At 70.4% G+C, this 21189-nt stretch carries 19 protein-coding genes and 1 pseudogene; 8 read left to right on the top strand and 12 right to left on the bottom strand.

Translation table 11 applies throughout. The features are described from left to right. Positions 1-618, bottom strand: a pseudogene (locus ASD47_RS27500) (methyl-accepting chemotaxis protein); the annotation flags it as partial. 1 nt (position 619) lies between these two features. Beyond that, positions 620-863 (bottom strand): HAMP domain-containing protein (locus tag ASD47_RS27915; RefSeq protein WP_255355505.1); only part of this gene is annotated, 244 nt, incomplete at its 3' end. Between the two features lie 830 nt (positions 864-1693). Between ASD47_RS27915 and ASD47_RS08550 the strand changes: the two genes are divergently transcribed. Beyond that, entirely contained in the window at positions 1694-3733 is a 2040-nt protein-coding gene (locus ASD47_RS08550; RefSeq protein ID WP_056754446.1) for a sulfatase-like hydrolase/transferase, read from the top strand. Positions 3734-3765: 32 nt separating this feature from the next. On the opposite strand, the gene ASD47_RS08545 is transcribed toward ASD47_RS08550, so the two are convergent. Next, complete coding sequence (locus ASD47_RS08545; protein WP_056754443.1) at positions 3766-4707, bottom strand: tyrosine recombinase XerC; 942 nt, start codon at positions 4705-4707, stop codon at positions 3766-3768. A 40-nt stretch (positions 4708-4747) separates the two neighbouring features. Further along, on the bottom strand, positions 4748-5428 hold the full coding sequence (locus ASD47_RS08540) for a DUF484 family protein (protein WP_056754440.1): 681 nt from the start codon (positions 5426-5428) through the stop codon (positions 4748-4750). Between the two features lie 162 nt (positions 5429-5590). On the opposite strand from ASD47_RS08540, the gene ASD47_RS08535 reads away from it, so the two are divergent. Further along, entirely contained in the window at positions 5591-7753 is a 2163-nt protein-coding gene (locus ASD47_RS08535) for a primosomal protein N' (RefSeq protein ID WP_056754438.1), read from the top strand. 50 nt (positions 7754-7803) lie between these two features. On the opposite strand, the gene ASD47_RS08530 is transcribed toward ASD47_RS08535, so the two are convergent. Both ASD47_RS08530 and ASD47_RS08525 read right to left on the bottom strand, forming a co-directional pair. Beyond that, positions 7804-9363, bottom strand: a complete 1560-nt coding sequence (locus tag ASD47_RS08530; RefSeq protein ID WP_056754434.1) for an MDR family MFS transporter — start codon at positions 9361-9363, stop codon at positions 7804-7806. 121 nt (positions 9364-9484) lie between these two features. Further along, the gene (locus tag ASD47_RS08525) at positions 9485-10261 is read right to left on the bottom strand and encodes a TerC family protein (protein WP_056754430.1); all 777 of its coding nucleotides are present in this window, start codon (positions 10259-10261) and stop codon (positions 9485-9487) included. 117 nt (positions 10262-10378) lie between these two features. Here ASD47_RS08525 and ASD47_RS08520 point away from each other — a divergent pair, with 117 nt between their 5' ends. The 4 genes from ASD47_RS08520 to ASD47_RS08505 all read left to right on the top strand — a co-directional run bounded on the left by ASD47_RS08520 (position 10379) and on the right by ASD47_RS08505 (position 14576). Beyond that, on the top strand, positions 10379-11473 hold the full coding sequence (locus ASD47_RS08520; RefSeq protein ID WP_056754460.1) for an acyltransferase: 1095 nt from the start codon (positions 10379-10381) through the stop codon (positions 11471-11473). A 70-nt stretch (positions 11474-11543) separates the two neighbouring features. Next, a complete protein-coding gene (locus ASD47_RS08515) occupies positions 11544-12248 on the top strand; it encodes a CHAP domain-containing protein (protein WP_056754426.1) in 705 nt (234 codons plus the stop codon). Positions 12249-12299: 51 nt separating this feature from the next. After that, positions 12300-13259, top strand: a complete 960-nt coding sequence (locus ASD47_RS08510; protein ID WP_056754423.1) for a magnesium transporter CorA family protein — start codon at positions 12300-12302, stop codon at positions 13257-13259. 69 nt (positions 13260-13328) lie between these two features. Next, positions 13329-14576 carry a pentapeptide repeat-containing protein gene (locus ASD47_RS08505; protein WP_056754421.1) on the top strand — a complete coding sequence of 416 codons (1248 nt, stop codon included), beginning with the start codon at positions 13329-13331 and terminating at the stop codon, positions 14574-14576. Between the two features lie 3 nt (positions 14577-14579). Here the strand turns inward: ASD47_RS08505 and ASD47_RS08500 are convergent, their stop codons facing one another. After that, positions 14580-15434 carry a crotonase/enoyl-CoA hydratase family protein gene (locus tag ASD47_RS08500; RefSeq protein ID WP_056754417.1) on the bottom strand — a complete coding sequence of 285 codons (855 nt, stop codon included), beginning with the start codon at positions 15432-15434 and terminating at the stop codon, positions 14580-14582. A gap of 102 nt (positions 15435-15536) precedes the next feature. Here ASD47_RS08500 and ASD47_RS08495 point away from each other — a divergent pair, with 102 nt between their 5' ends. Continuing rightward, on the top strand, positions 15537-16328 hold the full coding sequence (locus tag ASD47_RS08495; protein WP_056754414.1) for an SH3 domain-containing protein: 792 nt from the start codon (positions 15537-15539) through the stop codon (positions 16326-16328). A 75-nt stretch (positions 16329-16403) separates the two neighbouring features. Here ASD47_RS08495 and ASD47_RS08490 read toward each other — a convergent pair whose 3' ends face one another. Further along, positions 16404-16838 carry a DUF488 family protein gene (locus ASD47_RS08490; protein WP_056754411.1) on the bottom strand — a complete coding sequence of 145 codons (435 nt, stop codon included), beginning with the start codon at positions 16836-16838 and terminating at the stop codon, positions 16404-16406. 100 nt (positions 16839-16938) lie between these two features. Between ASD47_RS08490 and ASD47_RS08485 the strand changes: the two genes are divergently transcribed. Continuing rightward, entirely contained in the window at positions 16939-17847 is a 909-nt protein-coding gene (locus ASD47_RS08485; RefSeq protein ID WP_056754408.1) for an alpha/beta fold hydrolase, read from the top strand. 145 nt (positions 17848-17992) lie between these two features. Here the strand turns inward: ASD47_RS08485 and ASD47_RS08480 are convergent, their stop codons facing one another. The 4 genes from ASD47_RS08480 to ASD47_RS08465 all read right to left on the bottom strand — a co-directional run bounded on the left by ASD47_RS08480 (position 17993) and on the right by ASD47_RS08465 (position 21183). Beyond that, on the bottom strand, positions 17993-18940 hold the full coding sequence (locus ASD47_RS08480; RefSeq protein WP_056754405.1) for a thioesterase family protein: 948 nt from the start codon (positions 18938-18940) through the stop codon (positions 17993-17995). A gap of 80 nt (positions 18941-19020) precedes the next feature. Beyond that, the gene (locus tag ASD47_RS08475) at positions 19021-19743 is read right to left on the bottom strand and encodes a hypothetical protein (RefSeq protein ID WP_156402176.1); all 723 of its coding nucleotides are present in this window, start codon (positions 19741-19743) and stop codon (positions 19021-19023) included. A 125-nt stretch (positions 19744-19868) separates the two neighbouring features. Continuing rightward, positions 19869-20357, bottom strand: coding sequence for a Fur family transcriptional regulator (locus ASD47_RS08470; protein ID WP_156402175.1), 489 nt, complete (start codon positions 20355-20357; stop codon positions 19869-19871). Positions 20358-20409: 52 nt separating this feature from the next. Beyond that, positions 20410-21183, bottom strand: a complete 774-nt coding sequence (locus ASD47_RS08465) for a phosphatase PAP2 family protein (RefSeq protein WP_056754397.1) — start codon at positions 21181-21183, stop codon at positions 20410-20412. Positions 21184-21189 lie beyond the last annotated feature (6 nt).

The raw sequence follows: 21189 nt of genomic DNA, 5'->3' as shown, positions 1-21189 counted from the left end.
ACGCCGATGATCTGGCTGATCGACTGCGACGACTTCTCGATCTGGTTCATGGCGTCGACGGCGCCGCGCACCACCACGGCCGAGCGCTCGGCGTCCGAACGGGTGGAGGTGACGACGCGCGAGGCCTCGACGGCGCCGGCCGACGAGCGYTTCACCGTGGCGGTGATCTCGTCCAGGGCGGCGGCGGTCTCTTCCAGGCTGGCGGCCTGCTGCTCGCTGCGGCGCGACAGGTCGTCGGCGGCCGAGGCGATCTCGTCCGAGCCCGAACCGATGCTGTTGGCGGCGTGGACGATGGTGCGCATCGCCTCTTCCATCTGGGTGATGGCGCCGTTGAAGTCGCTCTGCAGGCGCTGGTAGGCCTGGGGGAAGGCGGCGTCGACACGATAGGTCAGGTCGCCGTCGGCCAGSCGGTTCAGGCCCGTGGCGATGTGCTCCATGACGAAGGCCTGCTCGCGGGCGGCGGCCTCGGCGRCCTCCTGGTTGCGRCGGCGTTCGGCCTCGGTYTCGGCGCTSGCGCGCTGCTGGGCGGCCTCGGCGGTGCGCAGGGCCAGGGCGTTGTCCTTGAACACCTGGACCGACCGGGCCATGGCGCCGACCTCGTCCTTGCGCTGGGCGCCGNGCTGGGCGGCCTCGGCGGTGCGCAGGGCCAGGGCGTTGTCCTTGAACACCTGGACCGACCGGGCCATGGCGCCGACCTCGTCCTTGCGCTGGGCGCCGACCACCTCGACGTCCACCGAGCCCTGGGCCAGGACCTCCATGGTGCGCGACAGGCCGGCCAGCGGCGCGGCGATCTTCGAGCGGCCGATCCACAGGGCGAAGACCAGGGCGGCGGCCGAGGCGATCAGGCCGAAGGCGATGGTCATCAGCGTGCCGGTCTGGGCCTGCTGGGCGGCCTCGGCCACCATGGCCTTGGTCTCGTCGGCGTGGCCATTGGTGTAGGCGGCGACGTCCTTGCTGAGGCTGGCGATGTCGGGGTCGATCACGCCCATGACCATCTTGGCCGCGTCGTTGGCGTCTTGCAGGCCCAGGTCCGCGCCCTGGCGGGCGCTGGAATAGATGCGATCCAGGCGGACGCCGTAGTCGGCCAGCTTCTTGGCGTCGGCCGGATCGGTGTGCTTGATCTTGTCGAGGGCGACCTTGGCTTCCTTGTAGGCGGTGTCGATCTCGGCGCTGGCCTGTTTCGCCTCGGGCGAAGCGGCCTGGTTGGCGATCGTGCGATAGGCCGCGTAGCCGATGATGGCGACGCGACGGTTAAACCGCGCGCCTTCCAGTTCCGATGGCGCGCGCTGCTCGACCAGCACCTTGGTGGCGGCTTCCGAGATCCTGGCCTGCCAGGCGCCGACGCCGGTGATCGCCAGGGCGACGACGGTCAGGAGGACGGCCGGCAGGGCCACCTTGGTGGAGATCTTCAGGTCGTCGAACTTCATCTCTGGCCCCATGTCGGGTCGGCCTCGAAGAAAGGGCGGACTCCGGTCTTGGCCCCCAGAAGGCGGTAAGCGCCGTAAAAGCACAGTTAATCGCGAGGTTTTGGGCGCCTTGGGCGGCGGAATGTCACAGCGCGGGCGGCGCGCTCCTTGACGGTATACCCTCTAAGGTAATCATAAATCGACATAGCAACTTTATCGTGTATATTCAAGCTTCGCCTTTCGGCGGCGCGAACGCGTCGCTTTGCGCGTGCGAGGGGGAGGGGACCATGAGCCAGCCGAACCGGCCCAACATCCTGCTGATCACCTGTGACCAGTACCGCTTTCCGAGGTTTTCCTACGGGGCCGAGGCCGGGTTCGACGAGCCGTTGAAGCGGATCCTGGGGTTCCAGCGCGAGGACGACGCCCACAACCCCTACGCCCAGTACTTCCCCGGCCTGCTGGCGCTGCGCGAGAACGCGGCGCTGCTGCGCAACCACACCATCGCCGCCAGCGCCTGCACGCCTAGCCGGGCGACGATCTATACCGGGCAGTACGGGACCAGAACGGGGGTCACCCAGACCGACGGCCTGTTCAAGAGCGGCGATTCCTACAACTTCCCCTGGCTGGCGGCGGACGGCGTCCCCACCCTGGGGACCTGGATGCGCGAGGCCGGCTACACCACCCACTATTTCGGCAAGTGGCACGTCAGCAACCCGCCCGAGCACTCGCTGGACCGCTACGGCTTCGACGACTGGGAAGAGTCCTATCCCGAGCCGCACGGGGCGGCGATCAACAATCTGGGCGTCTATCGCGACGCCGGCTTCACCGACCAGGCCTGCGCCTTCATCCGCCGCAAGGCCCTGGCCCTGAACTACAACCGCGCCCAGGCCGTCCAGCAGGCCCAGGACCCCTACGCCGCCGGTCCCGAGGTCGACGCCATTCCGCCCTGGTTCGCGGTGGCCTCGTTCACCAATCCACACGACATCGCCACCTATCCGGCGGTGATCGCCCAGGCCCTGCCGACTCCTGACAATTCGGGCACGCAGTCGATCTTCGGTCCGCTGACGACGCCGCTGACGGGGCAGAAGACGCCGCCGCCGACCGCCGGCACGATCCAGATCGCGCTGAACGAACGCGGCTTCCCGCAGGACTGCGCCAGGCCCTCGCCCACCCAGAACGAGTCCCTGGCCGACAAGCCCAGCTGCCAGCACGACTACGCCTACAAGGTGGGCCTGGCCCTGAACGCCAAGACCGGCTTCAACATCGTCAACACCGCCAAGACCAAGATCGACGACAAGTTCCCCAATCTGGCGAAGGGCGATCTGCTGGACGATGAGCAATCCATGCAGATCGCGGTCCAGCAGGCCCTGAACGGCGTGCTGCCGTTCCAGCTGAGCGACGCGCCCGAGCGCTACGCCCTGGAGTTCCTGCAGCTCTATGCCTGGCTGCATTCGATCGTCGACGTCCACGTGGCGGCGGTGCTGAAGACGCTGGAGGAGACCGGCCAGGCGAACAACACCATCGTCATCTTCCTGGCCGACCACGGCGAGTACGGCGCGGCCCACGGCATGATGATCGAGAAGTGGCACACCGCCTACCAGGAGGCCCTGCACGTGCCGGTGATCGTGCGCTTCCCGCCGTCGACCCAGGTGGTCGAGAACGCGCGGGGGGCAGGCGAGGGGCCGCTGAGCTGCACGCCGCGCCAGATCGACGCCCTGACCAGCCATATCGACATCCTGCCCACCGTGCTGGGCCTGGCCGGGGTGACGCCGCAGCAGCGGGCGACGATCGCCGAAACCCTGGGCCGCCATCGTCCCGTGCCGCCCTTGCCGGGCGCGGACCTGTCGGGCCTGCTGAAGGGCGAGGCCGACCAGGTGATCGAGCCCGACGGCGGCGAGCGGCGGGGCGTGCTGTTCATCACCGACGACGAGATCACCGCCCCCTCGCCCTCGAACGACGATCCGGCCAATCTCAAGTGCGACAAGGAGTTCGAGGTCTACCGACGCGTGGTCGACACGGTGAACCAGGAGCATCCGGCCGTGAACCTGGCGCCAGGCCCGGTGCGCCAGCCCAACCATGTCCGCTGCGTGCGCACCGCCCGCCACAAGCTCAGCCGCTATTTCGACCCGTCCGGCCAGGCGCCCCAGGAATGGGAGATGTACGACCTGCAACTGGACCCCAACGAGGAGGTCAACCTCGTGCAGGTGATGCGCTCACCGCCCGCCGCCCGCGCGGACCTGCCGTCGCCGTTCGTCGCGGCGGCGGTGCAGACCGAGGCGGATCGGCTGGCGAAGCTGTTGGCGGAACTGGAAGCGCGGGACCTCTAAATTCCTTCTCCCCTTGTGGGAGAAGGAAAGCACTAGGCCCGCGGATGCGCCTTGCCGTAGGCGGCCAGCAGGCCCGCGGCGTCCACCTGGGTGTAGCGCTGGGTGGTCGACAGCGAGGCGTGACCCAGCAGGTCCTGGATCGCGCGCAGGTCGGCGCCGGCGCCCAGCAGGTGGGTGGCGAACGAATGGCGCAGGGCATGCGGCGTGGCGCGGTCGGACAGGCCAAGGCGGCTTCGGAGCGCCTGCATGGTCGCCTGGACATGGCGCGGCGACAGCGGCCCGCCGCGCTTGGCGCGAAACAGCGGATCGTCCGGCTGCAGGGCGAAGGGCAGGGCGGTCACATAGGTGTCGATCCGCTCACGAACGACGTCGAGCACCGGCACGATGCGGGTCTTGCCGCCCTTGCCCGTGATCCGCAGGCTGTCGGCCAGGGGCGCGTCGCGGCGGGTGAGGGACAGGCCCTCGGAGATCCGCAGGCCGCAGCCCCACAGCAGGGTCAGCACGGCCGCGTCGCGGGCTGCTTCCCAATCCTCCCGGTCGGGGTCGAGGGACAGTTCGGCGATCAGGCCGTGAGCCTGGTCCTCGGACACCGGGCGCGGGGCGCCGACCTTGATGCGGGGGCCGCGCACCAGTCCGATGGCGGCGTTGGGCGTGTCCAGCCGGTGGTCGAGATAACGGTGGAAGGCGCGGATCGACGACAGGCTCTGCGACAGCGAGCGTGGCGACAGGCCCTCGCGATCGTCGCCATTCTGGGAACGCGGGGGCTCGCGGCGGAAGGCCAGGTAGGCGCGCAGCTCGGCCGCCGTGATCCCGCCCAGGTCGGACGCCGACAGGGCCTCGCCACGATGGCGCTCCAGGAAGTTCAGATAGGCCAGGACGTTGTCGCCATAGGCCCGCACAGTGCGTGGCGAGGCGCGCCGCTCGAGGGCCAGGTGGTCCAGCCAGTCCGAAAGGGCGGCGCGGGCCGTGCTCATCCCCGGCCTTCCTTGGGAAGGCCTGTCCGCCCTCCGGTCGTCACAGGATCGGCCAGCGCTCGGCCGTGCGTTCGACGACGCGGGCCAGGAAGGCGACCAGGTCCGAGCCCATGTCGGCCGTGAAGCCCTCGGGGTCGGCCGAGCCGAAGGCCAGCAGGCCCTGGCGCGAGGGCTCCCACACGGCCATGCGGACCAGGGCCATGCTCTTGATCTCGTCGATGCGCTCGCCGAACAGGCCCAGGGCGGGGGCGTGGAAGCCCATGCGGGCGACGCCGTGGTCGCCCATGATCATGTCGATCTGGCCGGCGATCAGGGCGTGCCAGCCGGCCGGCACGCGGCCAGGGCCTTCCAGCACGACCACCCCGGCGGCCAGGCCGAAGCGCAGGATGGCCATCTCGTCGACGCGGCGGGCCAGGTCGGAATGGTTGCGGGCGTCCAGCAGGTCGATGACCGCGGCGTGGGTCTGGGCCTGGGCCGAATGGTTGGCGCGCGCCGTCGCCTCGATCTGGCGGCGGACCAGGGCCTCGCGCTCGTGCGCGGCCGAGACCCGGGCCAGGGCGGCGGGACCGAAATCGACGATGTTGCTGGCGTCGGGGCGCAGGCCCAGGTCGCTAAGCAGGTCGGGATCCTGGTGCAGGAAGTCGGGCTCGGCCCTCAGGAAGTCGCGGACGGCCTCGGCGTCGACCGGATAGGGCAGTATCGCCTGGGTCGCGTCGGTCATGGTCTGACTACTCCATCCACTGTTCGTCCCCATATGCGATCACCGGCGGGGCGGTCCCGATGAAGCCCCAGTTCGGTTAACAGCCGCTTGATGGCCGCCCCGCCGCCTCTCGACCTTCCGACGTTTCCAAGGCAGAACCCGATCGTCCCCATGTCAGGTCCCATGCCCCGCATCGCCTCCGTCCTGCTGCCCATGCCGCTGCCCGAGGCGTTCGACTACGCCGAGCCGGAGGGCCTGGACCTGGCGATCGGCGACCACGTGACCGTGCCGCTGGGGCCGCGGGTGATTCGCGGCGTGGTGACCGGCCTGCGCGACGGGACAGGCGGCAACCGGCCGCTGAAGCCGGTGCTGGAGCGGGTCGACGACCCGCCGCTGCCGCCGGGCGTCCTCAGCTTCGTGGAGTGGGCGGCGCGCTATTCGGTCGACGTTCCCGGCTGGCCCCTGGCGATGGCCCTGCGCGGCCTGCGCCATCCGGCCGCCAAGCCGGACAAGGCCCTAGTCCTGACCGGCGCGCAGCCGGCCCGCATGACGCCCGCCCGGCTGAAGGTGCTGGCCGCCGCAGGGCAGGGGCCGATGGCGTCCGGCGCCCTGGCCGCCGCGGCCGGGGTCTCGGCCGGGGTGGTCAAGGGCCTGGTCGACGAGGGCGTGCTGGCCGTCACCTGGGTGGAGCCCGACACCCGCTTCCCGCAACCCGACCTGTCGCGTTCGCCCCAGACGCTCAATCCCAGCCAGCAGGCCTCGGCCGACGTGCTGGCGCAGATGCTGGCGGCGGGCGGCTTCCAGGCCGCGCTGCTGGACGGGGTGACCGGCTCGGGCAAGACCGAGGTCTATCTGGAAGCGGCGGCCGCCGCCCTGGCCGCCGATCCCGACAGCCAGGTGCTGATCCTGCTGCCCGAGATCGCCCTGACCCAGGCGGTGCTGGCCCGCTTCGAGGCCCGCTTCGGCGTCGCCCCCGTCGAGTGGCATTCGGCCGTGTCGCCGCCCCGCCGCCGCCGGGCCTGGGAGGGCGTGGCCGCCGGCCAGGCGCGGATCGTGGTCGGGGCCCGCTCGGCTCTGTTCCTGCCGTTCCGCAAGCTGCGGCTGGTGGTGGTCGACGAGGAGCACGACGGCTCGTTCAAGCAGGAGGAGGGCTTCATCTACCAGGCCCGCGACCTGGCCGTGGCCCGCGCCAAGATCGAGGGGGCGCTGGTGGTGCTGGCCTCGGCGACACCCTCGCTGGAGAGCCTGTGGAACGCCCAGGCGGGCCGCTATCGCTGGCTGCGCCTCAGCGCCCGGCACGGCGCGGCTCAGTTGCCCGACATCGGCCTGATCGACATGCGCGAGACCCCGCCGGAGCCCGGGCGCTGGCTGTCGCCGCCGCTGGTCAAGGCCGTGTCGGTGGCGCTCTCACGCGGCGAGCAATCCTTGCTGTTCCTGAACCGCCGGGGCTATGCGCCCCTGGTGTTGTGCCGGGCCTGCGGCGAGAAGATGAAGTCGCCCGACACCGACAGCTGGCTGGTCGAGCACCGCTATACCGGCCGCCTGGTCTGCCACCTGACGGGCTTTTCGATGAAGAAGCCGGAGGCCTGCCCGCACTGCGGAGCCAAGGACAGCCTGACCTCGATCGGCCCCGGCGTGGAGCGGGTCGAGGAGGAGGCGCGCCACCTGTTCCCCGACGCCCGGATCGCGGTGTTCTCGTCCGACACCGTGTTCGACGCGGCCGGGGCGCGGGCCCTGGTCGACAGCATGGCGGCCGGCGAGATCGACATCCTGGTGGCCACCCAGGCGGCGGCCAAGGGCCACAACTTCCCCAACCTCACCCTGGTGGGCGTGGTCGACGCCGACCTGTCCCTGCGCGGCGGCGACCTGCGGGCCGGCGAGCGGACCTTCCAACTGCTGGCCCAGGCGGCCGGCCGAGCCGGACGGCACGAGAAGCCGGGGCGGGCGCTGCTGCAGACCTACGCCCCCGAGCACGGCGTGTTGCAGGCCCTCAAGGCCCAGGACCGCGACGCCTTCGTCGAGGCCGAGATGGCCATGCGCCAGGAGGCCGGCCTGCCGCCGTTCGGACGCCTGGCGGCGGTGATCGCCTCGGGACCCGACCCCGTGGCCCTGGAGGCCTATTGCAACGCCCTGGCGGCCGCCACGCCCAACGCCGAGGGGGTGGAGGTGTTCGGCCCGGCCGACGCGCCCCTGGCCCTGGTGCGCGGGCGGCGGCGCAAGCGCTTCCTGGTCCGCGCCGAGCGCTCGGTGGACCTGCAGGGCTTCCTGGCCGCCTGGCGGGCCCGGGCCAAGGTCCCGAACTCGGTGCGGGTGGTGTTCGACGTGGATCCGTACAGCTTCCTCTAAGTTGCGGATGAGGCCGGGGACAGGCGCAGGCGCCTGTCCCCGATCCGATCTCAGACCGCTTCCCCCTGAGGTCCCGGCTGGCGGCTCCGCAATGGCAGTTCGGGGATCAGGAGGATCGCCACCAAGCCCGCCGCGATCACCAGCAGCCCGGCGGCGAACACGCCGGTGATGGCGTGGGTCAGGGCCTGGGCCAGGGCCGGGTGGGCATGGCGGGCCGCGCCCTGAGCCGTGGCTTTCAGAGCCAGGCCCTGCAGGGATCCCAGGTCGAAGCCTTGCCCCTCGTTGGCTAGGCGGTGGGTCAGAAGGGCGCCGAACAGCGCGACCCCGATCGTCGAGCCGATCTGGCGGAAGAACTGGTTGGAGCTGGTGGCCACCCCGATGTCGCGCACCTCGACGGCGTTCTGGGTGGCCAGGTTGAACAGGCTCTGGCCGGGGCCCAGGCCCAGGCCGACGATGGCCATCCGCCAGCACAGATCGAGCAGGGTGGTGTGGGCGGTCACCCGGGTCAACAGCCCGACGCCGACCAGCAGCAGCACCGCGCCGGCGATCATCAGCGGCTTGTAGCGGCCGGTCTTGCTGACCAGTTGGCCCGCGCCGGTGGACGAGACGATCAACCCGCCCATCAGCGGCAGGATGGCCAGGCCCGAGGTCGTGGCGTCCACCCCCAGGCCCAGCTGCATGTAGAGCGGCAGGAAGGTCACCACCCCCAGGAAGGCCATGGAGATCAGGAAGCCGGCCAGGTTGGCGGTGGCGAACACCTTGTTGCCGAACAGCCGCAGCGGCAGCAGCGGATTGCCGGCCTTGGTCTCGGCGTACAGGAACAGCGCCAGGGCGACGGCCGCGAAGGCGAACAGGCCGATGGACTGGGGCGAGCTCCAGGCGAAGTCGTGGCCGCCCTGGCTCAGCGCCAGCAGAAGCGGGACGAAGGCCGCGACCAGCAGGATGGCGCCGACATAGTCGACCGCCCCCGACCGCCGGTGCTCCAGCGGCGGCATCTTCACCAGGATCATGAACAGCGACAGCAGGCTGAGCGGCAGGTTGACATAGAACACCCAGCGCCAGCCGGCGATCACCTGGCCGCCCAGGTGGACCGTGCCATGGTCGGTGAAATAGCCGCCGATCAGCGGGCCCAGCACGCTGGCCAGGCCGAACACCGAGCCGAAGATGCCGGCGAACTTGCCCCGCTCGCGCGGCGGGTAGAGGTCGGCGATGATCGCGAAGGCGGTGGTGAACAGGGCGCCGCCGCCGATCCCCTGCAGGGCGCGGAAGACGATCAGCTGGACCATGCCGCTCAGGCCCAGCACCGGGCCGAACTCACCCGACAGGCCCGACAGCCACGAGCCGGCCAGGAAGATGGCGATACCGGCCAGCAGGATGGGCTTGCGGCCATAGATGTCGCCCAGCTTGCCCCAGATCGGCACCATCACCGTCGAGGTCAGCAGATAGGCGGTGGTCACCCACGAATAGAGCGTCAGGCCGTTCAGCTCGGCGATGATCCGCGGCATGGCCGTGGAGACCACCGTCTGGTCCAGGGCGCTGAGCAGGAAGACGATCATCAGCCCGGCCAGGGTGGTCCGCCGCTCGGTGTCGGTGAAGGTCTGGGCGGTCATCGCGTTCCTACGTATCGTCGCGCGCTACATGCGGGCGTGCCGAACGGTCTGCAAGCCGAACGTGGACGGGGGCGAAGCGCTCCGGGATCGGGACGGGCGCATGCGCCTGTCCCCGACCGTATCAGCCCTTCTTCGCGCCCTTGCGCCGTGACAGCATGTTCAGGCCCTCGACGCCGGCCGAGAAGGCCATGGCGGCGTAGATGTAGCCCTTGGGCACGTGCACCCCGAAGCCCTCGGCGATCAGCACCGCGCCGATCATCAGCAGGAAGCCCAGGGCCAGCATGACCACGGTGGGGTTGTTGTTGATGAAGTTTCCGAGCGGGTCGGCGGCCAGCAGCATCACCGTCACCGCGACGATCACCGCGACGATCATGATCGGCAGGTGGTCGGTCATGCCCACGGCGGTCAGGATCGAGTCGATCGAGAACACGATGTCCAGCAGGATGATCTGGAAGATCGCCCCGCCGACGTTGGAGATCGCCGCGGTCTTGACGTCCGGGGCGGCCTCGTCGGCGTCGGGATCGACGTTGTGGTGGATTTCCTTGGTGGCCTTCCAGATCAGGAACAGGCCGCCGGCGATCAGGATCAGGTCACGCCACGAGAAGGCCGTCTCGAACGTGGGTTCGCCGTGCGACAGCGGGCCGGCCAGGCCCAGGTCGAACACCGGAGCGGTCAGGCCGACGATGAAGGCGATGGTCGACAGCAGCGCCAGCCGCATGATCAGGGCCAGGGAGATGCCGATCCGGCGCACCCTCTGTCGATGTTCGGGCGGCAGCTTGTTGGAGAGGATGGAGATGAACACCAGGTTGTCGATGCCAAGCACGACTTCCATGACGATCAGCGTGACCAGGGCGGCCCAGGCGGCGGGGTCCGCGACGAGGTGAAGGAGTTCGTTCATCGTACCGATCTAAGCTCTGGTCCGGAAAACGCGCCACCGCCTACCCCTCCGTAGGCGCCGTTCATGCAAGGAACGCGACGGAAGCCCCCAGGCTTCGCCGAACCGAGAGTCGAGATGATGCCAGACGCCGCCAATATCAAGCCCCTGACGGCCCTCCGGTTCTTCGCCGCCTTCTGGGTGGTGATGTACCACTATTGGCCAAACCTCTCGGCGGCGGTCCCGCCGGCGATGATCGGCAAGGGCTATCTGGGGGTCGAGGCGTTCTTCACCCTGTCGGGCTTCATCCTCTGCCATGTCTATCTGCAGGGCGTCGGCAACGGGACGTTCCGCTACGGCGACTTCCTCTGGAACCGGCTGGCGCGGGTGTATCCGCTGCACCTGGTCACCCTGGCGGGCGTCGGGCTGATGGCCGCCGCCGCCGGCCTGGCCGGCATCGCCGTCGACCAGAACATGCTGGCCTGGAGCGCCCTGCCGGCCAACCTTCTGCTGGTCCAGGCCTGGGGCTTCGCGCCGGTCTCGGGCTGGAACCATCCGTCGTGGTCGATCTCGGCCGAGTGGTTCGCCTATCTCAGCTTCCCGGTCTTCGCCTTCGCCGCCTGGCGGCTGCGCGCGCGGCCGCGGCTGGCCGTGGGCCTTGCCCTGGCCCTGATCGCCGCCCTCTATCCAGCCTTCCAGGCGCTGGCGGGCTTTCCCCTGACCGAGGCGACGATCCGCTGGGGCTTCCTGCGCATCGTCCCGTGCTTCGCCTATGGCTGCGCCCTGCACGCCCTGTGGCGTTCGGGCGCCGTCACCGGCCGGTTCTCGGGCGTGGGCGCCTGTTTCGCGGGCGCCGCGGTGCTGCTGGCCGTGCATTTCGGGGCGCCGGACCAGGTCATCGTCATGACCCTGGGGGCGCTGATCGTCATGCTGGCGGCCCTGGCCGCGGCCGGCTCAAGCTTCGCGACTCAGGCTCCGCTCGTGTATCTGGGCGAGATCAGCTACTCGACCTACATGATCTGCATCCCGTGGAAGATCCTCGCGGTCAATGCCGCGCTCAAGCTTCTGAAGATCGAGGGCGACCAACTGCCGCTCTATGCTTGGCTGTTGATTGTCGCCGCACTGGTTCCGCTGTCGGCGATGTCGTATCACATCATCGAGAAGCCGGCCCGCGAGCGGATGAAAGCTTGGGCAAAAAGCTGGGGACAGCGTCGACCTGCCGCGGCGAAAGCCTGATAAACAGACTTTTCATATTTCCCTGTCAGGGTTATCCCTTAGCCCAGTGACGCGGGGGAGTACCCACAGCATGACGAAACGGACGAGAACCCTCTGGGGTTCCCTGGCCGCCGCCGCCATGATCAGCCTCGTGCCGATGTCCGGCGCGATGGCCGACGGGTACTGGCAATGCGTCCCGTTCGCGCGTCTGATGTCGGGCATCCAGATCTTCGGCGACGCCCGGACGTGGTGGTCGCAGGCCGTCGGCAAATACGACACCGGCTTCGTGCCCCGCGCCGGGGCCGTGCTCTGCTTCAAGCCGACCGGCCGCATGAACCTCGGCCACGTCGCCTTCGTCAGCCAGGTGCTCACCGACCGCGTGATCCAGGTCACCCACGCCAACTGGTCGATCATCGACGGCGGCCGCGGCCAGATCGAGAAGGACGTCACCGTCGTCGACGTCTCGCCGGCCGGCGACTGGAGCCAGGTCAAGGTCTGGTACGACCCGATCCGCGACCTGGGCTCGACCGTCTATCCGACCCACGGCTTCATCTACCAGAACAACCAGGCGGTCACGATCGCCGCCGCCACCAGCAAGCTGGCCCTGGCCCAGAACGCCGCCGTCTCGCTGGCCAAGTCGGCCGCCAACCAGGTCGCCGCCTCGGTGCGGGCCAGCTCGCCGCTGGACATGATCAACCAGGCCGCCGACTCCACCGACCGCATCGCTGCCCTGATCTCGCAATCCCAGGCCTCGGGCCAGGCGCAGGACGCCGACAAGCCGCAAGCGCCGCGTTGACGCCGCGCGCGCTCTGGGCCATGCCCAGGGCGTGAACAAAGCTCATGTCCCATGCTGAGGGTGCTGCGCCATGGCGCGCCGGGTTTCGAACCCGGCGGCCTGACGCCCGATTGGGCGCTGCCCGCCGATGCGGTGTGGATCGAGCTGGTCAGCCCCACCCGCGCCGAGGAAGTGGCGGTCGAGAAGTCGATCGGCCTGCTGCTGCCCACCCGCGAGGAAATGGCCGAGATCGAGGCTTCCTCGCGCCTCTACCAGGAAGACGGCGGCACGTTCATGACCGCCACGGTGCTGGTCAATGCGGACGGCGACCTGCCGACCGCCGCGCCGGTGACCTTCGTGCTGACCGGCGACCGGCTGGTGACCATCCGCTATGTCGAGCCCAAGGCGTTCGCGGTGTTCGCCGCCCAGGCCGAACGCCAGCCCAGCCTTTGCCCGGGCGGCGCCCAGACGTTCCTGGGCCTGCTGGACGCGGTGATCGACCGCACCGCCGACATCCTGGAGCGCACCGCCGGCGAGGTCGAGACCCAGTCGCGGATCATCTTCAGCCGGCCGCGCGGCGGGGCGTTCGAGGCCATCCTCAACCGCCTGGGCCGCGCCCAGATCGTCAATTCCAAGGCCCGCGACAGCCTGGTCAGCCTGGCCCGCCTGCTCAGCTTCGCCTCGCTGGCCGACCAGTTCGAGGGCGACAAGGAACTGCGCGACCACCTCAAGTCGCTGCAGCGCGACGTCCAGTCGATCACCGACCATTCGGGCTATCTGTCCGGCAACATCACTTTCCTGCTCGACGCGGCGCTGGGCCTGATCAACATCGAGCAGAACGCGATCTTCAAGATCTTCTCGGTGTTCTCGGTGATGTTCCTGCCGCCGACCCTGGTGGCGGGGATCTACGGCATGAACTTCGCCCACATGCCCGAGCTGAACTGGCTGCACGGCTACCCGTTCGCCCTGTGCATGATGGTGATCGCCGCAGCCGGTCCGCTCCTGTGGTTCAAGCGGCGCGGATGGCTTTGACCTTTCGGGATGAATTGAACGTTTCCTTAAAGGTGGCGTGACACGGTTCGCCGAAAAGAGCGCCGTCTCATGCCCGCCCCCGCCCTGTCCGGTCGATCCCCTCAGCCGTCGCTGATCCGCACCCTTTCGCCTCCGGCGCTGAAGGCCGCGATCGAGGCGCACGTGCGCTATCTGAAGGGGCTGCCGGCCGGGACTCGCGCCAACCTTTCCTATGTGGATCTCGACAACGTCAACCTGGAGGGCGTCGACCTTTCCGAGGCCGACCTGACCGGCGTGCGCCTGGCCGGCGCCCTGCTGGCGCGCGCGGTCCTGACCCGCGCGACCCTCTATGGCGCCGACCTGCGCGACGCCGACCTGCGCGAAGCCAATCTCTCCCGCTGCGACCTGCGGGGCGCCTGCCTGCGGGGGGCCAATCTCGGCGGCGCCGACCTGTCGGGCTGCGACCTCCGCGAGGGCGTCATCGCCACTCAGGACAGCGTCGACGGCTTCCGAATCCTGCGGCACCGGACGCGCCAGGGCGAGCTGGAGCACGCGGTGACGCGCGGGGCGCGGCTGGACGGCGCCCAGGTGGGCGGCGGCTTCGCTCGGGTGGCCGACCTGACCGACGCCGACCTGGCCGGGGTGAGCCTGAAGGGCGCGCGGCTGAACCGCGCCACCCTGGACGGCGCCAACCTGTCCCGGGCCAATCTCTACAACGCCGATCTGGGCGGCGCCTCGCTGCGCCGGGCGGTTCTGACCGGCGCCGACCTGGCCGGGGCCACCTTCGAGGGCGCCGACCTGACCGAGGTGCTGCGCGCCCCGCCGCCGATCGTCTATGTCGACGACGCCCCCCTGCACGAGATCCTTGAGGCGCACGAACTCTATGTCGGCAGCGACGGTCGCGACGGCGCGGCGGGCAAGCTTCCGGCGGTCGACTTCCGCCCGCTGCGGCGGCTGCGCGGCCGGCGGCTGGCCGGGCTGTGGGCGCCGGGCGCGGTCTTCTTCGGCATGGACCTGGAGAACGTCCAGCTGCAGGGGGCCAACCTGGTCGACGCCGACCTGCGCGGCGTCAACCTGCGCGGCGCCGACCTGCGCGGCGCCCGGTTGGTCGGCGCCCGGCTGTCGCGGGCCGACCTCTCGGGCGCCCGGCTGGGACCGCTGACCATCGCCCAGGGCCGGGTCCTGCGGACGGACCTCAGCCGAGCCGCGCTGCACGGGGCCGATCTGACCGGCGCCGACGCCCGCCGGGTGCGCCTGATCGACGCCGACCTGACGCGATGCCGGCTGGACGGCTGCGACCTGACCAACGCGGAGCTGCCGGACGCCGTGGAGGCTTAGGAGCTACATCCGCTTCCTGAGCGGCACGAGGTCCGGATAGACCGGTTCGCGGTTCTGGGCCTTGGCCTGGAAGGCCTCCATCATGTGCGGCGGCGAGAACATGCCGGTCTGCCAGGTGGCGATATAGTCCAGGGCGTCGCGGATCGAATGATCGCGGGCGTAGTTGATCATCACCTTGCTGCCGGCGACGGCCAGGGGCGACTTGGAGGCGATCTCGCGGGCGGTGGCCAGGGCGTGGGCGACGACCTCCTCGTGGGTGGCAAACACCTCGTTGACCAGGCCGAGGTCGCGCGCTCTGGCGGCCGGCAGGCGGCGGCCGGTATAGGCCAGCTCGCGCACCCAGCCTTCGGGGATCAGCTTGCACAGGCGTGGGAAGGTGCCGACGTCGGCGGTCATGCCGATGTTGATCTCGTGGATCGTGAAGAAGGCGTCGGCGCTGGCGTAGCGGATGTCGCAGGCGCTGGTGAAGTCGACCGCCCCGCCGATGCAGCCGCCCTGGATCGCGGCGATCACCGGCATCCGCGCCTCGTCCAGGCAGGAGAAGGTGTCCTGCAGGTGGTGAACGTGGCGACGGAAGCTCTCGGCGGCCACGAAGCGGTCGGCGGGCTCGCCGCCCGTCACGCCCTCGCCGTCGGTGAACACCGACAGGTCCATGCCGGCGCAGAAATGCTTGCCGGTCGAGGAGATGACAATGCACCGGGCGCGGGCGTTGTCGTCGATGTCGCGGACGATGGCCGGCAGCTCGTTCCAGAACGCCCGGGTCATGGTGTTGAGGGCCTCGGGACGTTTCAGGCGCAGATGCGCCACGCCTGTCTCGATCTCGACATCGAAGCAGCTATAGTCTGGCTTGTCCGGCACGCTCGTTTCTCCCTTATCGTTGATCAGTTTGTATCACGGGGGCGTCGGACGCCAACGGGCCTTCCGTCGAGGGCCCGCCGCTTTCCAAAGGAACCGTCCCCCATGGTCAAACACTCGATCGCCACCGCGCTCAGCGTCGGCGCCGTCCTCGCCTCGCTGGTCGCCGCGCCGCTGCCGGCCGCGGCCCAGTCCAAGGGGATCAGCGGCCTGTTCGGCTGCGAAGGCTCGGGCAAGAAGCAGGAGGGCGGGGCCCTGATCGGCGCCGCCGCCGGGGCCCTGGTCGGCCGCGCGGTCAGCAAGAATGAAAAGACCCTGGGCACGGTGCTGGGGGCCGCGGCCGGCGCGGCGGCGGGGGCCTATATCGGCTGCCGCATGCAGTCGACCGACCAGGCCATGGCCCAGCAGGCCACCAAGCGCGCCCTGGACAGCGGCCGTTCGGAGAGCTGGAGCAATTCGCGCACCGGCGCCTCGGGCCGCATCGACGTGGTCTCCTCGTCCTATGGCCCGCCGATCAGCGGCGAGACCCTGCGCTTCGAGCGCGGCGTCCAGACGCTGCGCAGCTACGACGCCGTCGGCGGCGATTACACCGCCCGCGGGACCGCCAACCTGCGCTCGAGCCCGTCGACCACCGGCAAGGTGGTGGGCAAGCTGTCGGCCGGCCAGCGGGTCGAGGTGCTGGGCGGCGCGCCCAACAGCAACTGGCTGCTGGTGGGCCGCGACGGCTACGGCGTCGGCTATGTCTCGGCCGCGCTGCTGAACCAGAGCGGCTATGGCCCGGAAGCCAGCTGCCGAATCATCAACGCCTCGATCAGCACCCGCAACGACCGCCCGACCACCGAGCGCTACAGCGCCTGCAAGGACGATCGCGGCGAGTGGCAGCTGACGGCGGCCTGATCCGAACCGGCAATGTCGCCATCCCGGACCGCCTCGGCGAGGCTTCCGGGATGGCGACGAATTTCGCTGTCGCCCTCACAGATCCACCACCTCGCACTTCAGCCGGGCCCGGATCTCGTCGGCCACGATGGCCCGGTGGCAGCACCGGGCCTCGTGCTCGTAACAGAGCAGGGCGATAGGACCGTCCTCGGCCAGGGCCGTGGCCTCGCCCAGCGCCACCTGGGCGGCGGGCTCGGCCAGGTGGGCGTGGAAGATCGCGCGCATCTCGTCCGTTCGTCCCGCCCGGGCCGCCTCGCGGCCGGCCTTGGGCGTACCCAGCGGCCGCAGGTGAACGTAGTCGATCCCCTCGGCCCGGAGGCTGTTGCCCAGCATGGTCTTGGAAAAGCCCGGCCGGCGCGAGGCGGCCACGGCGCGGACGTCGACGACGGCCTTCACCCCCGCCGCCTTCAGGCGGCCGATCATGCCGTCCAGGGTGTCCAGCTCGTATCCGATGGTGGCCAGCGGCGGCATCAGCGCTCTCCCGGAACGGTTCTTTGGGGCTGCTCCATGGACGAGGTAACGCCGTGGGCCTAACTTAGGAACCAGCCGCCGCAACAGGAGCCCTTCCGCCATGGACGCGGCCGTCTTCCGGGAACCTCGCCGACGCTTCATCCCGATCGCCAGCCGCGCCGGGGCCGGCGAGATGGCGGTGCTGGAATTCGGGCCCGCCGACCGCCCGGTGGACGTGGTCTTCGTCCATGCCAACGGCTTCAACGGCCAGACCTACCGCGCCTTGCTGGCCCCGCTGTCGGCCGGCCTGCGGATCCTGGCGGTCGACCAGCGCGGCCACGGCTCCAGCCGTCTCGCCGCCAATCCGGAGCGTCGGCGAAGCTGGCTGGACCTGCGCGACGACCTGCTGGCCCTGCTGGCCGCCCTCGACCAGGGGCCGGCGGTGCTGGCCGGCCATTCGATGGGCGGCACCGTCAGCCTGCTGGCCGCCGCCGCGGCGCCGGAAAAGGTGCGCGGCCTGGTGCTGCTGGACCCGGTGATCATGCCGCGGATCATGGCCTTCTACGCCCACATGCCCTGGACGTCCGGCGCGCTGTGGCGGCATCTGCCGCTGGTCCAGGGCGCGCTGCGCCGCCGCGCGGTGTTCGAAAACCGCGAGGCCGCCTTCGCCGCCTATCGCGGCCGCGGGGCGTTCAGGACCTGGCCCGAGACCATGCTGGCCGACTATGTCGGCGGCGGCTTCAAGGATCGCGACGACGGCAAGGTCGAGCTGGCCTGCGCGCCGGCCTGGGAGGCCTCCAACTACAGCGCCCAGGCCCACGACCCCTGGCGGGCCATGGGCCGCATCCGCTGCCCGGCGCGGGTTCTGAAGGCCGAGAAGGGCTCGACCTGCCACGTCGGCGACGGCGCGGGCGTGATGCGCCGCCACCCTCACATCCGCGTCGAGACGGTGGCCGGCGCCAGCCACTTCCTGCCGATGGAGCGCCCAGACCTGGCGCGCGAGGCGATCTTCGAGATGGCGGCGGGGTAGGGCCTACCGATCCCCGTTGGGAGGCGAAAACCTCGTCCTTCGACAGGCTCAGGATGAAGTTTTCGACTGCCGAGCCCGTAAAGGGTCCTCATCCTGAGCGTGTCGAAGGAGGAGGACCGCGCGCCGCGCCCGACCGTCGTTCGGCCTACAGCGCCAGCCCCTTCACCGCCGCCTTGCCCAGTTCCGCCCGCGCCGCGTCGCTGATCTGCGCCACCCTGCGGGCGTCCAGGTCGAAGGTGACCGCCACGGCTTCGGACGTGCCCCAGGGCCGGCCGGTGGTCGGGTCCAGCATCCAGTGCACCACCCGCATGGCCGAGCCCTCGGTCCCGACCAGGCCGGAGCGCAGCTCGACCCGGTCGCCGGCCCGGGGCCAGGCCAGCTGGGCCAGACGGTATTCCAGGACCGCGCCGCCGACCCGTGCGGGGCGGGGCTCTGCGTGGGCGACGACGATGTCGCGGAACGGGCCGATGAAGGCGCCGATGCCGTCGGAGACCCGGCCGATGAACTGCTCCATGCGCATTCGTCCGAACACGTCGCAATCGGTCGGCGACAGGGCCCCCAGGCCGATGCGCTTGAGGTTCAGGGCCTCGGCGCGGGCTAGGCTGGCGGTCGGGGCGAACGGCGACAGGTCCAGGCTGCGCGCCCGGGCCTGGTCGGGCGGCTCGACCTGCAGCGCCGCCGCGCGCTCGTGGACGATGCGCGGCCAGGGAAAGGCCTCGCCTTCGCGCGGTGTGACATGGGCGATCGTTGTCTGAAAGGTCGCCGCCAGCTGGCCGGTCGCCGTGTGGACCAGGAGCTGCAGCACCCGGGCCTCGGTCTCGGAGATCGCCATCACCCCGCCCAGCATGTGCAGGGCCGCCCCGGCATGGGCCTCGCGCAGGAAGCGGATGTGCTGCTCGCGGACCATCAGGGTGGCGTTCGCCCAGGGCGAGAAGGCGTGTGGCAGGCCCAGCTCGGCGGCCAGCCCGGCCAGCCCCTCCATGGCCCGGGTGACGTAGAAGCGCACGTTCATGTGCCCCATCTCGTCGCAGTCCCAGGTGTTGACGCCGCCACGCCAGATCTCGACGCCGGGGAAGGTCTCGGTGGGCGTCATGGGCAGGCATCCTGGCGTGGAACGAGTGTTCGAACCCTAGCGGCGTTCGCCGGCTGTCCGCAATCGCCCCTTCCCCGCCGTCAGGACTTCCCGCCTGGCGGCTTCTCGCTTGCGGGCTTCTCGTCGAGGCTGAGCTCGCTGATATAGCCCATGACGCCGTGGTCGGGCCTTTCGCTGGTCGTGATCCGGACATAGCGGGCGGTGGTCTTCGGGAGGTCGAAATACTGCCAGCCGTCGTTCGCCGCGACGTACAGGTTCAGGATCCGCACCTTGGCCAGCGGGCGGAACGGCCCGGTCAGGGCGTCGCCGGCGGCGATCTCGATCGTGGCGGGATTTTCGTCGGCCTTGGGGACCAGGATGCCGAAGCGGTCGAAGGTGGCTGGCCGGTCGTCCTGGAAGCCGAAGATGGCGAAGGCGTCGAGGAAGGTGATGGTCGTGCCCTGCGCCAGGACATCATCGTTGGCCGACGACCAGGCCTTGCTCGGCGCCGCGACCAGGCGCCCGCCGTATTGCGGCGACAGCAGGTTGCGGCCGGGCGGTCCGGTCAGGGGTAGTCCGCTGGGCGCCGCAGTGTCGGGCGGAGTGGGCGAGGCGAGGGACAAGGGGCTGGCGGTGGTCCCGGGCGCGGCGGTCGGCGCCACCACCGTCGCGGGCGACCGGTCCGAAGCGCCGCCGCCGATGACGCCGGCCTGGTGCAGTCCGACGACCAGGCCCGTTATCGCGGTGAGCAGGCCGGCGATGGCGCTCACGAGAACGGGCGTGCTGTGCCACCACGAGGTTTTGGCCGAGTCACGATCAGTCATCTCGCTCTCCCAAAAGGCGGTGAAGCGGTGTCTCAATCGTAAAAAGTGTACAGACTTTAGCGAGGGCGCCTAGAGCATCGCTTTTGCGGAAAGCCGGCGTCCACTCTTCCGCGCGATGCCCCAGCCTAGGCTTCGCGGCAATCCGCGCAGAGCCCATGAGCCTCGATGGTCACGTCGGTCAGGGCGTAGCCTGCGGCGGCGCCGGCGGCGATGATCTCGGCGCTGGCCTTGGGCTCGATCTCGCGGGTGGCGCCGCAGCAGTCGCAGATCAGGAAGGCGGCGGCGTGGCCGTCGGCTTCCTTGCGGCAGGCGACATAGGCGTTGAGGCTCTCGATGCGGTGGGCGAAGCCCTGCTTCTCGAGAAAGTCCAGGGCCCTGTAGACGGTCGGCGGCTTGGCAGGCGGACCATCAATGGCGAAGCTGGCGATCAGGTCGTAGGCCTTCACGGGCTGGCCGGCCTGCAGCAACAGTTCCAGCACCCGGCGGCGCGGGGCGGTCAGGCGCTGGTCGACGGCGCCGCAGCGCGCCTCGGCGGCGTCGAGCTCGGCGGCGAGGGCCGAACCGGCGACGCCGTGGTTGTGGTGGTCGTGATCGCACGCGGCGTGATGGGCCATGGGCAAGAGGTAGAGGCCACAGGGGCCCGTTGCAACCGCGTCGGCGTTCCGGTCAGTACGGTCGCTGGGCCAGCACCGCCGCCTCAGCCGTGCAGCGGGCGGGATCAGGGACGAGGCCCGCCGTCCGGGCGGCGTCCAGTTCGCGGCCGACGGCGGCCAGGTCCGCGGTGAAGGCCGGCGAGCGCTCCAGGGTCCTGACCAGGGCGGCGGCGTTCAGCCGACCCGCCTCGACCGAGGAGGCGTTGTGCACGCCGCACACCACCCGGCTTTCGCCATAGGCCCTGGCGCGGGCCAGGATGGCGTCGGACCGTTGCGGCTGGGCCTTGGCCAGGACCAGTCCCACCGTCCAGCCCCAGGTGGCGTGGCCGGAGGGGTAGTCGGGCGTCAAGGCGGTGACCAGGCCGCTGCGCACGCAGATCGCGCCCGGCTGCACCTGGTAGGGCCGCTTGCGGTCGTAGAGCCGCTTGGGCGCCGCCACAGCCGGTCGCACGTCGCGCCCGATCCGCCGTAGCAGCGCCGCCAGCCGAGGCGTGGCCTGGCGGCTGGGCGTCACGCCCAAGGCGCAGCTGTAGGCGTCCGCGATCGCGGCCTTGTGCGTGTCCTGCCTGGCCAGCGACCAGCGCGGGGTGTCCTTCAGCCGGCGGGTGGCCAGGAAGACGGCCCGGTCCCGCTGGTCGGCGGCGGACCCCGCCGGGGGAGGCGGCGGCACGGCCTGGCGCGCGTCGTAGGCGCCCTTGGCCAGGTAGGGATCGGCCTGCGAGCCCGTCAGGCTGGCGCAGCCGGCCAGAGCCAGGGCGGTCATCCCGATCATCAAGCCGACGCGCATGAAAAA

It is taken from the genome of Caulobacter sp. Root1472, assembly GCF_001426985.1.
Taxonomy (GTDB): domain Bacteria; phylum Pseudomonadota; class Alphaproteobacteria; order Caulobacterales; family Caulobacteraceae; genus Caulobacter; species Caulobacter rhizosphaerae.
The sequence above is the reverse complement of the archived record's forward strand: the minus strand, read 5'-3'. Positions and strand labels throughout refer to the sequence as shown.

Excerpts from the sequence above, each read along its gene's own strand:
- ASD47_RS08530 (WP_056754434.1), bottom strand. The coding sequence starts at position 9,363 with ATGACCGCCCAGACCTTCACCGACACCGAGCGGCGGACCACCCTGGCC.
- ASD47_RS08510 (WP_056754423.1), top strand. The coding sequence starts at position 12,300 with ATGCTGAGGGTGCTGCGCCATGGCGCGCCGGGTTTCGAACCCGGCGGC.
- ASD47_RS08550 (WP_056754446.1), top strand. The coding sequence starts at position 1,694 with ATGAGCCAGCCGAACCGGCCCAACATCCTGCTGATCACCTGTGACCAG.
- ASD47_RS08535 (WP_056754438.1), top strand. The coding sequence starts at position 5,591 with ATGCCCCGCATCGCCTCCGTCCTGCTGCCCATGCCGCTGCCCGAGGCG.
- ASD47_RS08515 (WP_056754426.1), top strand. The coding sequence starts at position 11,544 with ATGACGAAACGGACGAGAACCCTCTGGGGTTCCCTGGCCGCCGCCGCC.
- ASD47_RS08470 (WP_156402175.1), bottom strand. The coding sequence starts at position 20,357 with ATGGCCCATCACGCCGCGTGCGATCACGACCACCACAACCACGGCGTC.
- ASD47_RS08465 (WP_056754397.1), bottom strand. The coding sequence starts at position 21,183 with ATGCGCGTCGGCTTGATGATCGGGATGACCGCCCTGGCTCTGGCCGGC.
- ASD47_RS08520 (WP_056754460.1), top strand. The coding sequence starts at position 10,379 with ATGCCAGACGCCGCCAATATCAAGCCCCTGACGGCCCTCCGGTTCTTC.
- ASD47_RS08490 (WP_056754411.1), bottom strand. The coding sequence starts at position 16,838 with ATGCCGCCGCTGGCCACCATCGGATACGAGCTGGACACCCTGGACGGC.
- ASD47_RS08545 (WP_056754443.1), bottom strand. The coding sequence starts at position 4,707 with ATGAGCACGGCCCGCGCCGCCCTTTCGGACTGGCTGGACCACCTGGCC.
- ASD47_RS08505 (WP_056754421.1), top strand. The coding sequence starts at position 13,329 with ATGCCCGCCCCCGCCCTGTCCGGTCGATCCCCTCAGCCGTCGCTGATC.
- ASD47_RS08485 (WP_056754408.1), top strand. The coding sequence starts at position 16,939 with ATGGACGCGGCCGTCTTCCGGGAACCTCGCCGACGCTTCATCCCGATC.
- ASD47_RS08480 (WP_056754405.1), bottom strand. The coding sequence starts at position 18,940 with ATGACGCCCACCGAGACCTTCCCCGGCGTCGAGATCTGGCGTGGCGGC.
- ASD47_RS08475 (WP_156402176.1), bottom strand. The coding sequence starts at position 19,743 with ATGACTGATCGTGACTCGGCCAAAACCTCGTGGTGGCACAGCACGCCC.
- ASD47_RS08495 (WP_056754414.1), top strand. The coding sequence starts at position 15,537 with ATGGTCAAACACTCGATCGCCACCGCGCTCAGCGTCGGCGCCGTCCTC.
- ASD47_RS08540 (WP_056754440.1), bottom strand. The coding sequence starts at position 5,428 with ATGACCGACGCGACCCAGGCGATACTGCCCTATCCGGTCGACGCCGAG.
- ASD47_RS08525 (WP_056754430.1), bottom strand. The coding sequence starts at position 10,261 with ATGAACGAACTCCTTCACCTCGTCGCGGACCCCGCCGCCTGGGCCGCC.